This window comes from Streptomyces sp. NPDC006296, from assembly GCF_040613235.1.
GTDB lineage: Bacteria > Actinomycetota > Actinomycetes > Streptomycetales > Streptomycetaceae > Streptomyces.
Genome location: NZ_JBEXRT010000001.1, coordinates 107,734 through 121,403, shown reverse-complemented (window position 1 = coordinate 121,403; position 13,670 = coordinate 107,734). Strand labels below are relative to the sequence as shown.

The following is a 13,670-nucleotide window of genomic DNA, read 5'->3' as shown; positions in this document are numbered from 1 at the left end:
CCGGAGTCGCGCGTGACCTGTGCGACATCGGGCATCCGTCCGGCGAATACCAGGTGAACGGGGTGATCGCCGGGCGTACGCTGTACAGCTGGCACTACCGCTCCTGCCGCTCCCCTGCGACATCGCGGTGTTGACACGTACATATGGGGACGACGGGGAGTCGAGAGTGTTCGAGAGTGTGGGTGCGCTGACCGGCAGCCCATGGATCTACGCGGTGGTGGCCCTCTCGGTGCTCCTGGACGTGTTCCTTCCCGTCCTGCCCAGCGGTGTCCTGGTGATCACCGCGGCCACGGCCGCCGCCGCGAGCGCCACCTCGGTCACCGCCGCGGCCGGCGAGGCCACCCGGCACGTGCCCTCGCTCGTGGTCCTCACCCTCTGCGCGGCTGTCGCCTCCGTGCTCGGTGACCTCGTCGCCTACCGCCTCGCCTGGCGTGGCGGCGACCGTCTCGACCGCGCCATCGCCCGGTCCCGGCGTCTCACCTCCGCCCAGGAACGCCTCGGCGCGGCACTGAGCCGGGGCGGCGGAGTGCTCGTCGTCATCGCCCGGTTCGCCCCGGCGGGCCGGTCCGTCGTCTCCCTCGGGGCGGGCGCGGCACACCGCAGGGTGAAGGAGTTCCTGCCGTGGTCGGCCGTCGCCGGAGTCGCCTGGGCCGTCTACAGCGTGGGCCTCGGCTACCTCGGCGGCCAGTGGCTGGGCGCCGGCTGGCTCGGCACGGCCGTCTCGGTACTCGCCCTGTTCCTGGCGGGCTCCCTCGCGGCGGTCGTCGTCCGCCGCCCCGCCCCCACGGCCACGGCCACGCCCGCGGTCGCGGTCGCCGGAGTCCCCACCGGCAGCTGACGGGCCGGGCTGACCGTCGGGGCCGTTGTCCCCGGGACTGTCCGCCGGCGGCTGTTGTCCACCGTGGCTGTCCGCCGGGGACTGTTGCCCCCCGGAGGCTGTCCTGCCCGCCGGGGCGGCGCGGCGCGGGCGTTCAGGCCCGGGTGGCTGCGCCCCGTATCTCCAGGCCGTCGAGCAGCCGCTGCGTCGACGCGGCGATCTCGGCCACGGCCCGGTCGAAGACCTCCTGGTTGTGGGCGGCGGGCGCACGGAAGCCGGACACCTTGCGCACGTACTGGAGGGCGGCGGCTCTCATCTCCTCCTCGGTGGCCTCTTCGGGGATGGCGGGCGGACGGAGTGTCTTGATGCTGCGGCACATGTCTCCAGTGTGCTCCGCGCCACTGACATGAGTACGCGCAGCGGGGTTCCCGGCGGTCCTGGCTCCGCCACCGACACCGCACCCGAGGCCCGGCACGCCCAGGGCCTGGGCAAGGTTCGTCTGGATCACTTCCGCCGGCCGAGGTTGTCGTTGATGATGTCCATGTGACCAACCGCATCAGCGCTCTGATCTCGGCCTTCGGCGTCCTTGCCGGCGTGGTACTGGTCGTTGCGGGCGTGCGTGAATACCGCTCCGGCGCGTCGGTCCTCTGGCTCGTGGCTGGAGCCGTGATCCTCCTCAGCGCTTTGTACGCGCTCGTGCGGGACGTGCGGCGGTTCCGCACCGGGCCGACCGCCTGACAGCGGCGCCGTTCCGACCAGCGCGAGGCATACGAGCAGCGCAACACCGTCGAACGCTGCATCAACCGCTCGAACCAGTGGCGGGGTATCGCCACCCGTGACGAGAAGACCGCGACCGGCTACCTCGCCGGACTCCAGATCGCAGGCATCTTCCTCCGGTCAGCGCGGTGATCCCAACGAAACTGCCTAGACGCCGGAGGTCCGGGCGCCCGGCCGGGCGGTGCGCTCGGCGATCGGCTCGATGACGTACCGCCCGTCGAGAACGTCCTGGCCGGGGAGGTGGAGCCGCAGCACCGCGCGGAAGCGGCCCGGTGGCACGGGCAGCCAGTTCGCGGCCGCGGCGCGCTCCTCCGGGCGCCGTGCGGAGAGGTGCAGCGTCAGCGCGCCGTCGGCGTCGCGGACGAGCCCGGCGGTCCGGTCGCCGATCGCGTACCGCTCCTCGGCGTTCGCGACGAGGTGGCCCCCGGGGCTGTCGTACACGGTCAGCGACCAGAACCCGCGGACCGGTGGCGGTGGTGCGAGGCGCAGGACGTAGCGGCGGGCCCCGTCGAGGGGATGGCCGCGGGAGTCGCACGAGGTGTGGGCGTACACCGCCTCGTACCCGTGGGGCAGCAGCCGCGCCCGTCGCGCGGCCATCGCCCTGACCAGGTAGGCGGTCTCCCGGTCGGGGATCGTCCACTGCGGGGCGCGGAGCGTGCCGACCCCGAAGTGGTCCAGGTTGTAGTCACGCAGGTGCGGGACGGTGCGCCAGGCACCCGGTGGACCGCCGGCCGTCGTTCCGGCCCGCCGGGCTGCCTCCTCCACCCGTAGCCGGCCCACGGCGAGCCCCCGCCGGAGCGCCCGCACGAAGCCGGGGCCGGCCGATCCGTACGGCGAGATCCCCTCCTCCAGGAGCCCGAGGGGCTGGAAGCGGTCCTGGTAGGCCCGGTCGGGGGCGGAGGGCGGGAAGTCGGCCATCCACACCCGGAGCTCCTCGAAGAACCGCAGCTCCCCAGGCACTCCGGAGTCGGTCGCGGGGAGCCCCGTGCGGTGCGCGCGGTCGCCCAGATGCGTGAGCGTGAGCTCCTGCTGGAGCGCCCTGACCCGCGGCAGGTCCTGCGGTCCGTCGCAGGCGAGGCGGCCGAGGACGGAGACCACCGAGGTGGGGGCGTCGATCACCCCCGACAGCCCGTCGGGCACCGTGCCGGCCCAGCCCGGCGGGACGACCAGCCAGTCCCCCTCGGCCGTGCCGGTGGCGCGGGGGCCGAGGTAGGCGAAGACATTGCTCCACGCGTCGACGAACTGAAGGACGTAGTACGCCCCGCCGGTGTCCGGGACGTGCAGCCGCACCGGCCCTCCGGAGAGGTCGAGCTGGGCGAGCGCGTCGACGAGATCGGCAGGGGCGTACGGGACGTGGCTGCCGGGCGCGGCCGGGCCGTCCGCATGGGCGAAGTCGTTGAAGGGGGCCGGTGCGAGCACCCCGCACCCCTCCTGGAGGCAGGCCTGGACGGCCGACAGCCTGCGGACGAGCGGGGACCCGTAGACGTACGCGTCGGCGGCCAGCGCCGTGACCGCGTCCGGCCGCGGACCGCCTCGCCCCGGGCTCACCTCGGACGACCGGCTTCGGCCGGCCGGCGCGGCGGGCCCGGATCGACACCCCGCCGGACACCCCGGCCCGGATATCCCGGACGCGGCCGGGAACGCCGCAGACCGCCGCCGTCGACGCGGAGCGGCACCCCCGCACGCGTCCTCCCGGCCGCCGCCGGGGAACCGTCCGCACCCGGAGCGGGGCGGCACCTGGCGCCGCCGCGGCCCGGAGCGGAGCGGCCCGCGACGCCGGGTGCGGATACTGCTGACTGGTCCATGGGATTCCTCCACTCGACTGACCGCCCCGGGGCCGCCCCGCGGCTGCGGAGAGCCACGACCGTGGGTGCCACCCTCACCGGCCACGCCCCACCGAGAGCCGAAGGCTGACCGCCGACGACCGACGACCGGCGGTCACAGGGGGTGCGTGACGGCCGACAGCCGACGGCCGACGGCTGACGGCCGCGCCTGCTCCTCGCTCAGGCGGCGCCCACGGCGACGACCTGACCCTGCGCGTCGACGGTGAGCACCACCCGCTCGACCTCGTTCGTGAGCGCCAGCACGGCCCAGACGGGGGCCCACAGGCAGCACGTGAAGGCGGTCAGGACCGCGTGCAGCACATGGTTGACCGGCTGTCCGCGCACCAGCACGGCCTGGTTCCGGGACCGGGACTCCACCCGCCAGCCCGTGGCGATGCGCCGGCTCACGGCCCAGTCGAGGGTCAGGCCCCGTTGCCTCCCGTCGGGCACCGCTCCACCCACCCCGTAGTAACCGGGCGGAGGTTCCAGCGATGCTTCGGCCCGGCGTGCTCCACGACGCTTCACGGGGCTCACCTCCAGGTGTCGCGGTCTCCGCCCCGCCACTCGATCAACTCCGGCTGGTCGAGGTCGATCTCCTCGGCCCCCGGGGCGAGCCCGGCCCGCCGCAGGTACGAGGCGACGTCCCCCCGCCCGCGCGCCAGCCCCACGATCTGCCCGCGCACGGTGACCCGCCGCCCACCGGTCGGTGTGGGCGGGTACACGATCACGGGCGGGTGTCCGGACATGCCTCCACCGTCCCCCGTGCCCCGCCGGCTCGCAATCCAGAGGGACGGCGCCCGGTGCGGGGCGGGCGTGGGGCGGGTCCGGGGCCGGTGGCGGCACCCGGCCGGCGAGCCTCAGACCTTCAGCGCGGCCACCTCGCGCACCCGCGGCGCCATCTCCCGTACCGCTCGTACCTTCGTGTGCGGGGCCAGGCGCCTGCGCAGGATCGCGAAGTGGTCGTCACCGCGGGCGGACGAGACGTGTTCGTACGCGTCGAGGAAACGTGTCCAGGAGTCGCACGCGGCGTCGAGATGGCCGTGCTCGAACTGCCGCTGCGCCAGCAGCCCGTACGCGTGGACACGGCCCTGGCGTTCCTGCGCCGGCTGGACCTTGATCGACTGCTTGAGCGCACGGATGCTGCCGGGCAGATCCCGCTCCTCGTAGAGGACGTGGGAGACGTGGAAGAGGTAGGCGGTGCGGTCGTAGCCGCCGATGGCGTCACGGTGGTGGTCGGCCTTCGCCAGGGCGGTCTCCGCCTGACGCAGCCGGGCGTGGGACTGGGGCCGGTCCTTCACCATGGAGGCGGCGTGGGCCTGCTGGCCGCGCAGGAACGCCACAAGCCTCGGCCCGGCCACCGGGGCCGCTTCGGCGGCGGCGTCGGCCAGTTCCAGGCTCTTCTCCCCGTGGCCGAGGCTCGACGCCTGCAAGGACATGCCGCGGAGGGTCCGGCAGAAGGTGACGTGGTCCTGGGCTTCGCGCGCGAGCTGGAGCGCCTTGGCGTAGTAGGTCTGGCCGAGACCGTGCGCCTTGTCGTACATGGCCATCCATCCCGCCAGATACGTCAGGTCGGATGCGGCGGCCAGTATGTCGGCGTGAACCCGCTCGGTGGCCTGGGCGCGGAGCCACGGCGCGACCGTGTTCACCAGGAACGCGGCGGCCAGAGGGCGCGCGTGCCCGGCGCCGAACTCGTCGAGGATGTCGGCGATCCGGTCGGTCATCGACCGCACCGAGGCCACCTGGGAGGCGCCGATCCGGGTGGTGGCCTTGCCGGCCGCCACCGGCTCGTCGGCGGCGTGCGCGCTCGACGCGAAGGCGGGCACGGCGAGTGCGGCCGAGAAGAGGGTGGAGGCCAGTACGCCACGGCGCGAGGGGTCCATGTCAGCCCTTCCGAGGTCCAGCAGTTCCTCGACAGTGTCGGTCCCGTCGCACCGGGCCCCGGCCGCCGACGACGCGAGCCCGGCTTCGACGTGGGTGACGGGACGTCCGATGCGTGCGGACAGCGCTTCGACGATCAGCGGTCTGACCTCGGGTTTCGGGAGGGTTCCGGCGATCCAGTGGGCCACCGCCGTGCGGTCGTACGTCAACTCCAGTCCGGCCTGCGGCCCGAGACGGTTGACCCGCTGGGCCAGCTGTGTGCGCGTGAGTCCCGCCTGATCGAGAAGGTCGGCCAGGGCCGGGTTGGGTGTGCGGTTCCTGGACGCCATGTCCTCAACTCCCCAGAACTGCATCGCGTTCACGGTGTTCACGGTCGCCCCGGCTCCCCACGGTACCCGCAGACGGTGACCGGACGGTTACCTCATGCACAGACACCGAATGATGTCGGCCCAGGAAGACAGGGTGAGCACCACCATGACCACACACGCGGGCAGCACGGCCGGAACCCGCAGGACTCCGGCCACGGCCGCCCACCCGGGCAGCGGAGCCGACGCACCTCCCCGGGCCTCGGCAGAGCCTGCTCACACCGCAGGCGCGATGACCGTGACCTTCACCGTCACCCCGCCCGCCGACCGGCTCGCTCCCCGCGAACAGGACGCCCGCCACGTCGCCGACCTGCGACGCCTGGTGCGCGGCAGGCTCACCTCGTGGGGGCTGGCCGACCTCGCCGACGATGCCGAACTGATCGTCAGCGAACTGCTCACCAACTCGCTGATCCACAGCGGCGGCACCCTGATCAGCCTGGACGTACGGATCGAGAACGAACGCCTCCGCATCGAAGTCCGAGACGGAGCCGGACGCGGTCCCGGAGGTCCGGCACACCTGACGCACCCGGACGATGAGGCCGAGAACGGACGGGGCCTCGCGCTCGTGCACCTCCTCGTCCAGGCCCGCGACGGCGCATGGGGCCTCGGCCCGGACGGCACGCACACCTGGTGCACCCTGCCGATCGGTACGCGAGAAGCACGATGAGCCCCGCCGACGACCGATCGGACCGCACCACCCAGCTCCGCCGCCTCACACCCGCCGCCCGCCGGCCGACACCCGTACTCCTGGGCCACCACCCCGATGCGGCGCTCAACCGATCCGGACCCACGGGCGGTGAACTCCGGCGCCGCATGGGCATTTCAGGGGGCGGGAGAAGCACGCCAGTATGAGGGGAAGGGGCGCTTCGCCGGATTCAGTGAAAGTGCTGCAGAACGGCTCTCCACGGTGACAAACTCGCAGTTCAGCAAGAGTGCTCCCCGCGCGTGCGGGGATGGTCCCTGGTGGGCTTCGCGTGGGAAGTACGTGACGTAGTGCTCCCCGCGCGTGCGGGGATGGTCCCCTGGTGATCGCGGCACTCACCCTCGGACTCGGGTGCTCCCCGCGCGTGCGGGGATGGTCCCACGACAAGGACCGGAACCCACCGCCGGGCGCCGTGCTCCCCGCGCGTGCGGGGATGGTCCCGTCGTCCCGGACTACCCGGTGAACATACGGGTGTGCTCCCCGCGCGTGCGGGGATGGTCCCTGAGGGCGGAGCAGATGCGGCTCCACACCACGGCGCTCCCCGCGCGTGCGGGGAGTACACACTAAATAACCTGATCTTGCTCTCATCAGTGCTCCCCGCGCGTGGGGAAATGGTCCCGCCGGAAGACAGAAGACACCTGACTCCGCACGGTACTGCCCGCATCGGCGAGATCACCGCCTCACCGGACCTCACGGCGGGCACGGTCGAAGCAACACTCGACCGGCATCGAACTGGCTAGGGTCGCCCCCATGAGCGCAGCCATAGCCGCCATGGTCACCGCAGTCGTCGGAGTGCTCGGCACACTCTTCGCACCGCTGGTCACGAGCTGGGTGACGAAGCGTCAACGCTCGGCGGAGAAGCTGGTCGAGGAGCGGCGTCGGCTCTTCGAGGAGCGGCGCACGGCGTACACCTCGATGAACAGGGCGACGAGCCACTTCCACACGCTCCTCAAAGACGCCCTGCACCGCACGCGCGACGGGGTCTGCACCGACGAGGACCGGGCCCAGCTGGAGGAGGGGCGACGCGAATACCGCGCCCGCTACGCCGAGGCGCAGATGATCGTTCCCGAGGCCGTCCTCGACTCGTCCCGGGAACTCAACGTCGTCCTGGCGGGAGTGGACGCCGCACTCAAGCGCATCGATCGCGGTGTGCCCCGCGAAGGTGAGACGGCCGGTCAACTGCTCCTGGATCTGAGGGCGGCGGATCCGAAGCTCACCGCCATGCACCGCCTCATGCGCCAGGATCTCGGCGTCTCCGGCTGACGCCTCGCCGAGGGCACGGCGAAGGTACCGCGCAGACGTGACGACGCTGCCACAGGAACCGGGGCTCGTGGTAGGCCTCTGCCGAGGGCGAAGGCCGCGTGGTGAAGTGTCGCGAAGTGGAGGAGCAGTGAGCGTGGACAGCCGGGGAGTACTGGGAGTCGTGGCGACGGCGACGGACGGGGTGGAGACGTTGCGCACCGGGCTGGTCGAACCGGCCGTCGCTCGGGGCTGGCAGGTGTCCGTGACCCTGACGCCGACCGCAGGCCGGTGGCTGAGGGCGAACGGCGAGCTGGACCGGCTGGAGGCGCTGACCGGCCTCCCGGTGCGCGACATGCCCCGGCTGCCGGCCGAGCCCCGTCCGCATCCTGTCGCCGATCGCCATGTCGTGGCACCGGCGAGCGCGAACTACATCGCCAAGCTCGCGACGGGCATCGCCGACAACCAGGCCCTCACACAGGTCAGCGAGGCCCTGGGTACGATCGGCGTTCCGGTGGTGGTGTTCCCTCGGATCAACGCGGCCCACGCGCGGCACCCGGCGTGGGAGGGCCACATCGAGACGCTGCGCAGGGCCGACGTGGAGCTGGTGTACGGGCCGGACGTGTGGCCTCTGTACGAACCACGTCAGGGCCCGGCGGTCCGTGAGCTTCCCTGGGCTGCGGTCCTGGACAGGGCGACCGCACCCGCTCGCCGCTCATGACGCGCCCGCGCGAGGCGATGGGCCTCGCGGAGCAGCAGCCGGACGGCCGTATCGGTACGCGGCCCCGGATTCACCACCGCGAGCCAGGCAGCGGCCCCGTAGACGGGGTGGGCGATCACCGTGTCGGTGGCTCCACGCTCGGCAGTCTCGGTCGCGGCCCCAGTCCCGGCACCGGCACCGGCACCGGCATCGGCAAGAGCGGGGCGTGCGCCGTCGGCCGGCTCCCCCGGCTCACGCCCCGTCCACTCGCGGAACATGTGCTTCCCGGCGGCGATGTTGACCCGAAAGGTGTCGGAACGGTCCAGGAGCGAACTCTCGTCACCGGGATAGTCCTTCGTCACGATCGTCGCGAACGGCTGGGTCGTCGCCCCCGGCGCGGTTCCGTCAGGAGAGTGGAAGAAGAACGTGTCGCCCCAGCTGATCTCCGGTGAGCCGTCGCCGTCCGTCGGGGCCACGATCAGCACTCCGTCGAGTCCGCGCATGAAATCGATGATCTCGTCGATGGTCATGTGTTCAAGCGTTTCATTAAGGTGCATGTGGAGACTCTGAGACCGTATCCCCAGGAGCACAGGTGACAACCCTCAAGTCGGCCGACTTGCGCACGGTCGATGTCGCGCGCCGTTCCGGGTACTCCGTCCAGCAGGTCCGCAACCTCGAACGGGACGGCGTCCTGCCCCCGGCGTCCCGTACGGCCGCCGGCTACCGGGTCTACGGGGAGAGGCACCTGCAGTCCGCGCTGGCCTACCGTGCGCTCGCGATCGGCACGGGTCCCGCGGAGGCGAAGCGGATCGTCCGCGCCGCACACGAACGCCCGGTCGCAGAGGCGCTGGCGCTGCTCGACGCGGCACATGCCCGGCTCGACCGGGAGCGTGCGGACCTGGCGCTCGCCGAGGAGGCCGCCGTCGCGATCTCGTCCGACCCGATCGAGGACGTACGCCTGGCGGACTCGATGAGCGTCGCCGAACTCGCCGCCGCACTGGGGGTGCGCCCGTCGACGCTGCGGCACTGGGACGCGGAAGGGCTGGCGGTACCGGACCGGGTCGCCCCACGAGGGACGCGGCGCTATACCCCGGACCAGGTCAGGGACGCCCGGATCGTGCACCAACTGCGCGGCGTCGGCTACCGGATCGCCCCGCTCCGGGCCCTGATGCCTGACCTGCGACGCGGGCGCGGACGGAAGGACATCGAGACCGCGCTGGCGACGCGATCCGCAAGCATCACGGCACGCTCCCGCGCCCTGCTGGACGCCGCAGCACCCCTGGCCACGATCCTCGCCGGCACCGGCACCTGACGATCTCCCCGACAGCCATCGCCCACAGCCGACTTCGCGGCCTTCCCACCCCGTCGGCGGGATCACACCAGGCGGAGCAACGCCAGGAAAAAGAGCGGCTGCGATCGAGGCGGGGCACTACCGTGGACGCACTGCACCACTGCGTCTCAGCGCCGTCGACACCGGCAGAGGTCGCACTGTGGTCACTGTTCGCGCGAGTCAGGATGGACGAGCCATGGATCTGTCGGAGTCTCTCGGCAAGGCTGTGGCCGCCCTCAGAACACCGGTCGGAGACGTCGACCGCGCACAGGGCTGGACCGACGAACTGCGCAGGGAGATCCAGGAAGAGATCTCGACCAGCCGCTCGGCCCTGCGCCGCCATGGACCTGAGACCGTCAGGTATCTGCGCCCTCGTCTCGATGAGTGGATGGCACGCGAAGGCGTGAAGCCCGGACGCCTCAGAGCCACGGTCCTGGACGCGCAATCCCGCATCACCGAGGCGCGCGAGGCCTCGTGCCACCGGGCTGAGTGAGCGCACGCAGATTACCCGTGGCGAGCAACAGACAAGGCCCAGGATCCCGGATGTGCACCGGTGGCCTGGGCCTTCGTCGTGCTTCCTGCTGGTGGGCGCGGACGGTTTCGAACCGCCGACATCTGCTTTGTAAGAGCAGCGCTCTACCCCTGAGCTACGCACCCGTGGATGAGGGAACAGGTTACATGGCTCGCGGCCCCCCTCGGCAATCCGGTTTCGGCGCTGCCTCCGCCCCACCGCCCGGCCCCTCCGTGTCCCCGCCGCACCCAGCGTTCAGGGCTCCCCCGAGGCCGGCAGAAGCGAGTGAAGGACGGCGGGTGAAGGGCTGCGGGTGAAGGGCTGCGGGTGAGGGACGGAGGCGGGGACGGGCGGCCCGCCGGTGTGGTGGGGCGGCAGGGGCAGGTGGCCGTCGGTGCGGGGGATATCCCCACCCCGGAGACGGTAGCCGTCCGGATCGTGCCGGGGGTGCGGCCGTACCTACGGTGGAGCCACATCGGCAGCGCTCTCAGGGGGAATCCAGGTCATGACCGTTCGCACACGACGTACCGACGCACTCGTCGCCGCTGCCGGGACCGTACTTCTCGTCGCCGCGCTCAGTGGCTGTGGGAGCGCCGAGGCGGAGGACTCCGTCACCGAGCACAAGTCGTTCGCCTTCGGCGGTGAGGCGCTGACCATCGACGCGGAGAACTCGGCGCTGGAGCTCGTGCCCGCCGACGTGGAGCAGATCGAGGTGACCCGCCGGGTCGGCGGGTGGGCCTTTCTGGGCAGTGGGCCGGATCCGGTGTGGAAGCTGGAGGGCGATGAGCTGAAGCTCCAGGTGAAGTGCCGGGCGATGATCAGTAATTGTGAGGCGTACCACGAGGTGAAGGTCCCGCGCGGGCTGGCCCTGACCGTGCGGGGGGACAACGGGAGGATCAGCGCCGCCGGCTTCGCCACGCCGCTCACGATCTCCTCCGACAACGGCCGGGTCACCGTGCGTGACGTCTCCGCACCGCTCGATCTGAGCTCCGACAACGGCTCGATCGAGGCCGAGCGGATCTCGGGGCGTTCGGTGATCGCCCGCTCGGTGAACGGGGAGGTCGAGCTCGCGCTCTCCGAGGTTCCGGATCTGGTGGACACCACGAGTGACAACGGGAGCATCTCGATCGCCCTGCCGGGCGGGCAGGAGACGTACGCGGTGTCCGCCGGGACGGACAACGGGAGGGTCTCCGTCGACGTGCCCCGCAGCGACAGCAGCCGGCATGTGGTGAAGGCGCGCAGCGACAACGGCGAAGTCACCGTCCGAAGTGCGAACTAACCGGCCCGTGCGTTCGTCCTCACTGGTGCGAGAATGAACCGGGCAGGGCGGATCGGCACGGGAGAGGGATGTGACGGCGACACACACGCGTCCGGGCGCGCAAGCGGGTGTTGGTTCCGCTGTGAGGGACGTCCTGGTGCTGATGCTGCTGCCGGTCCCTCTGGTCGCCGCGGCGCTGCCGGCAGCGTTCGCCGGCGGCGGCACGCGCCGCTGGTTCGGAGGGCGCGGGGAGAGTCAGCGGGCCGACGCGCAGGCGGCGAAGGACGCCGCGGCCGACGCGTTCTACGAGCTGGACACCGCGCAGCGCGATCTGCAGATCTCGATCGAGACGATCACCGCCGTGGACGGTTCGCCGCGCGCCCGCAAGGCGGCGGATGACTTCGCGGCGCTGGGCCGGCGGATCGACGAGGTCAGCCACGCCTACATCACCGCGGTCGACGCCCACGACCTGGACCGGGACGATCTGGAGCCCTCGGCGGCGGCCGGTGCGCGGACGCAGCTGACGCGGGCCAAGGACGATCTCGTGCGGGTGAAGGGTGAGCTGGACCGGTTCGCCCAGGGGCTCGGGACGCTGCTCAGTGGTGCGGAGACGCAGCTGGCGCGGCTCGCTCCCGCTGTGGAGCGGGCCCGGCAGGCGTTGCTCGCCGCGAGTAACGCCCTGGACGCCGTCCGTGCGTCCGGGCTGCGGGCCGACGATCTCGCGGCCCGTCTCGCGGCGCTCGCCCCGGAGCTGACCAAGCTCAACCAGGGCGCGGGCCGCCATGGTGTGGCCGAGACGCTGCAGCGCGCGGACCAGGTGCTGCGTGACGCGGAGGCGGTGCGGGCGGAAGCGGACCGGCTGCCCGAGCGGGCTGCCGAGACGGACCGCAGGCTGGTGTCGCTGCGTACCCGTGCGCAGGCGCTGACGACACGCGCCGGGCAGATCGAGCCGGTGCTCAGCGAGCTGCGGCGGCGTTTCTCGGCGGCCTGCTGGCAGGACCTGCAGCCTGTTCCCGAGCAGGCGGTGGTGAATGTCCGGCAGGCCGAGGAGAAGCTGGCGGAGGCCGCCACGGCGCGGTCCGAGCAGCGCTGGGCGGATGCGACGTCCCGTCTGAGCACGGTCCGGGCTCTGCTCAACGCGACCGACGAGGCGGTGTCCGCGGCCGGGGACCGTCTGCGGCGGCTCGACGCGGTCGCCGAGGATCCGCAGGCGGAGATCGACCGCACCCGGTTCACGGTCCGGGACGCGCAGCGGCTCGCCATGGCCGGCCGCCACACCCCCGATCCGCGCCATGCCCGCCCGCTGGACGACGCCGTGGCACGGCTGGACCGGGCGATAGCCGCGCTCGACGGGCGCCACCCCGACTACTGGCACTTCCTGACCGAGACGGAAGCCGTGCGGCAGACGGCGAACCGGGTCGTCACCGCGATCCGGGAGGAACGCGGAGGCGGCACGGGCGGGTGAGCGATCCGTGGGGGTCCGGGACCGTCGGGGTGCCCCGGTGGATCCGGGGCGCGGCCTCCGTCTTCCGTCGAGCCGCACCGGACTCCGACCGCCCGGTTTCGGGCTGATTTGTCCCCGGCGGCCGGTGGGCCGATCCTGGAGGTACTCAGCGGCTCACGCCGAGACGTCCCTGGCCGCTCGCGGCCGAAGGAGGCCGTCATGGCCACACACGTCCTGCGTCCCACGCGCCGGCGCGGAGCGCACTCCCGCCGCCGCAAGGCCACCCGCCTCGACGAGCACCTGCCCGTCGATCACCGTCTCAGCCAGGTGTACCGGGTGGGTGCGGGCCTGATGGGGCTGGTCCTCGTCGCCTTCGGCATCCTGGGGCTCATCGACCGGATAGGCATCTTCGACACCGGCGGCGACACGGTGGCGGGGCTCAACACCAACGGCGCGCTCAGCATCCTGTCCATCTGCGTGGGGCTGCTGCTCTTCGTCGGGATGGTCGTCGGCGGGAACTTCGCGTCGACCCTGAACATGGTTCTGGGCATCGCCTTCGTCGTCAGCGGGTTCGTGAACCTGGCCCTGCTGGACACCGGTCTCAACTTCCTGGCCTTCCACATGCAGAACGTGCTGTTCAGCTTCGTGGTGGGGCTGCTGCTGATGATGTTCGGCATGTACGGGAGAGTGAGCGGCGGGCTGCCGCACGACAATCCGTACTGGCGTGCCCGCCATCCCGAGCAGGTCGCGAGGGAGGAGCGCAGGCGCCGCGCGCTCTCCCCGATGCCCGAGGTGCCGAAGGGCAAGAGGCTCTAATCTGGGGCC

16 protein-coding genes, 1 tRNA gene, 1 pseudogene and 1 CRISPR repeat array are annotated in these 13,670 nt (G+C 72.1%); of the genes and pseudogenes, 11 read left to right on the top strand and 7 right to left on the bottom strand.

Annotated features, from left to right (window positions below):
• The first annotated feature begins 166 nt into the window (after window positions 1–166).
• On the top strand, window positions 167–838 hold the full coding sequence (locus ABZ172_RS00630; RefSeq protein WP_356878615.1) for a VTT domain-containing protein: 672 nt from the start codon (window positions 167–169) through the stop codon (window positions 836–838).
• A gap of 133 nt (window positions 839–971) precedes the next feature.
• On the opposite strand, the gene ABZ172_RS00625 is transcribed toward ABZ172_RS00630, so the two are convergent.
• Complete coding sequence (locus ABZ172_RS00625) at window positions 972–1,196, bottom strand: DUF2277 domain-containing protein (RefSeq protein ID WP_356878613.1); 225 nt, start codon at window positions 1,194–1,196, stop codon at window positions 972–974.
• Window positions 1,197–1,360: 164 nt separating this feature from the next.
• Between ABZ172_RS00625 and ABZ172_RS00620 the strand changes: the two genes are divergently transcribed.
• Together ABZ172_RS00620 and ABZ172_RS00615 are read left to right on the top strand one after the other, a co-directional pair.
• Window positions 1,361–1,555 (top strand): hypothetical protein, encoded by a 195-nt coding sequence (locus tag ABZ172_RS00620; protein WP_356878611.1) that lies wholly within the window; start codon window positions 1,361–1,363, stop codon window positions 1,553–1,555.
• Window positions 1,556–1,585: 30 nt separating this feature from the next.
• Window positions 1,586–1,726, top strand: a pseudogene (locus ABZ172_RS00615) (IS5/IS1182 family transposase); the annotation flags it as partial.
• Between the two features lie 15 nt (window positions 1,727–1,741).
• Here ABZ172_RS00615 and ABZ172_RS00610 read toward each other — a convergent pair.
• The 4 genes from ABZ172_RS00610 to ABZ172_RS00595 all read right to left on the bottom strand — a co-directional run bounded on the left by ABZ172_RS00610 (window position 1,742) and on the right by ABZ172_RS00595 (window position 5,624).
• Entirely contained in the window at window positions 1,742–3,142 is a 1,401-nt protein-coding gene (locus ABZ172_RS00610) for a DUF1254 domain-containing protein (protein WP_356878609.1), read from the bottom strand.
• A 455-nt stretch (window positions 3,143–3,597) separates the two neighbouring features.
• A complete protein-coding gene (locus ABZ172_RS00605; RefSeq protein ID WP_356878607.1) occupies window positions 3,598–3,942 on the bottom strand; it encodes a hypothetical protein in 345 nt (114 codons plus the stop codon).
• A 5-nt stretch (window positions 3,943–3,947) separates the two neighbouring features.
• Window positions 3,948–4,163 (bottom strand): hypothetical protein, encoded by a 216-nt coding sequence (locus ABZ172_RS00600; protein WP_356878605.1) that lies wholly within the window; start codon window positions 4,161–4,163, stop codon window positions 3,948–3,950.
• Between the two features lie 111 nt (window positions 4,164–4,274).
• Entirely contained in the window at window positions 4,275–5,624 is a 1,350-nt protein-coding gene (locus ABZ172_RS00595) for a hypothetical protein (RefSeq protein WP_356878886.1), read from the bottom strand.
• Between the two features lie 268 nt (window positions 5,625–5,892).
• On the opposite strand from ABZ172_RS00595, the gene ABZ172_RS00590 reads away from it, so the two are divergent.
• The 3 genes from ABZ172_RS00590 (at window position 5,893) to ABZ172_RS00580 (ending at window position 8,323) form a co-directional block, all read left to right on the top strand.
• Window positions 5,893–6,327: an ATP-binding protein gene (locus ABZ172_RS00590; protein ID WP_356878603.1), complete on the top strand. Its 435-nt coding sequence runs from the start codon at window positions 5,893–5,895 to the stop codon at window positions 6,325–6,327.
• A 265-nt stretch (window positions 6,328–6,592) separates the two neighbouring features.
• Window positions 6,593–6,982: direct repeats of the CRISPR family, unit length 29 nt; unit sequence GTGCTCCCCGCGCGTGCGGGGATGGTCCC.
• A gap of 131 nt (window positions 6,983–7,113) precedes the next feature.
• A complete protein-coding gene (locus tag ABZ172_RS00585) occupies window positions 7,114–7,626 on the top strand; it encodes a hypothetical protein (RefSeq protein WP_356878601.1) in 513 nt (170 codons plus the stop codon).
• A 133-nt stretch (window positions 7,627–7,759) separates the two neighbouring features.
• On the top strand, window positions 7,760–8,323 hold the full coding sequence (locus ABZ172_RS00580; RefSeq protein ID WP_356878599.1) for a flavoprotein: 564 nt from the start codon (window positions 7,760–7,762) through the stop codon (window positions 8,321–8,323).
• Here ABZ172_RS00580 and ABZ172_RS00575 read toward each other — a convergent pair.
• Window positions 8,248–8,832: a DUF6194 family protein gene (locus tag ABZ172_RS00575; protein WP_356878597.1), complete on the bottom strand. Its 585-nt coding sequence runs from the start codon at window positions 8,830–8,832 to the stop codon at window positions 8,248–8,250. The genes ABZ172_RS00580 and ABZ172_RS00575 overlap by 76 nt on opposite strands.
• A 62-nt stretch (window positions 8,833–8,894) precedes the next feature.
• Between ABZ172_RS00575 and ABZ172_RS00570 the strand changes: the two genes are divergently transcribed.
• Window positions 8,895–9,614: a MerR family transcriptional regulator gene (locus ABZ172_RS00570; RefSeq protein WP_356878595.1), complete on the top strand. Its 720-nt coding sequence runs from the start codon at window positions 8,895–8,897 to the stop codon at window positions 9,612–9,614.
• A 214-nt stretch (window positions 9,615–9,828) separates the two neighbouring features.
• Window positions 9,829–10,125 (top strand): hypothetical protein, encoded by a 297-nt coding sequence (locus ABZ172_RS00565; RefSeq protein WP_356878593.1) that lies wholly within the window; start codon window positions 9,829–9,831, stop codon window positions 10,123–10,125.
• Between the two features lie 89 nt (window positions 10,126–10,214).
• Here ABZ172_RS00565 and ABZ172_RS00560 read toward each other — a convergent pair.
• A tRNA-Val gene (locus tag ABZ172_RS00560) sits at window positions 10,215–10,289 on the bottom strand.
• A gap of 359 nt (window positions 10,290–10,648) precedes the next feature.
• Here ABZ172_RS00560 and ABZ172_RS00555 point away from each other — a divergent pair.
• The 3 genes from ABZ172_RS00555 to ABZ172_RS00545 all read left to right on the top strand — a co-directional run bounded on the left by ABZ172_RS00555 (window position 10,649) and on the right by ABZ172_RS00545 (window position 13,661).
• The gene (locus ABZ172_RS00555; protein WP_356878591.1) at window positions 10,649–11,422 is read left to right on the top strand and encodes a DUF4097 family beta strand repeat-containing protein; all 774 of its coding nucleotides are present in this window, start codon (window positions 10,649–10,651) and stop codon (window positions 11,420–11,422) included.
• 70 nt (window positions 11,423–11,492) lie between these two features.
• Window positions 11,493–12,866, top strand: coding sequence for a hypothetical protein (locus ABZ172_RS00550; protein ID WP_356878589.1), 1,374 nt, complete (start codon window positions 11,493–11,495; stop codon window positions 12,864–12,866).
• Window positions 12,867–13,064: 198 nt separating this feature from the next.
• Window positions 13,065–13,661 carry a DUF4383 domain-containing protein gene (locus tag ABZ172_RS00545; protein ID WP_356878587.1) on the top strand — a complete coding sequence of 199 codons (597 nt, stop codon included), beginning with the start codon at window positions 13,065–13,067 and terminating at the stop codon, window positions 13,659–13,661.
• Window positions 13,662–13,670: the final 9 nt, after the last annotated feature.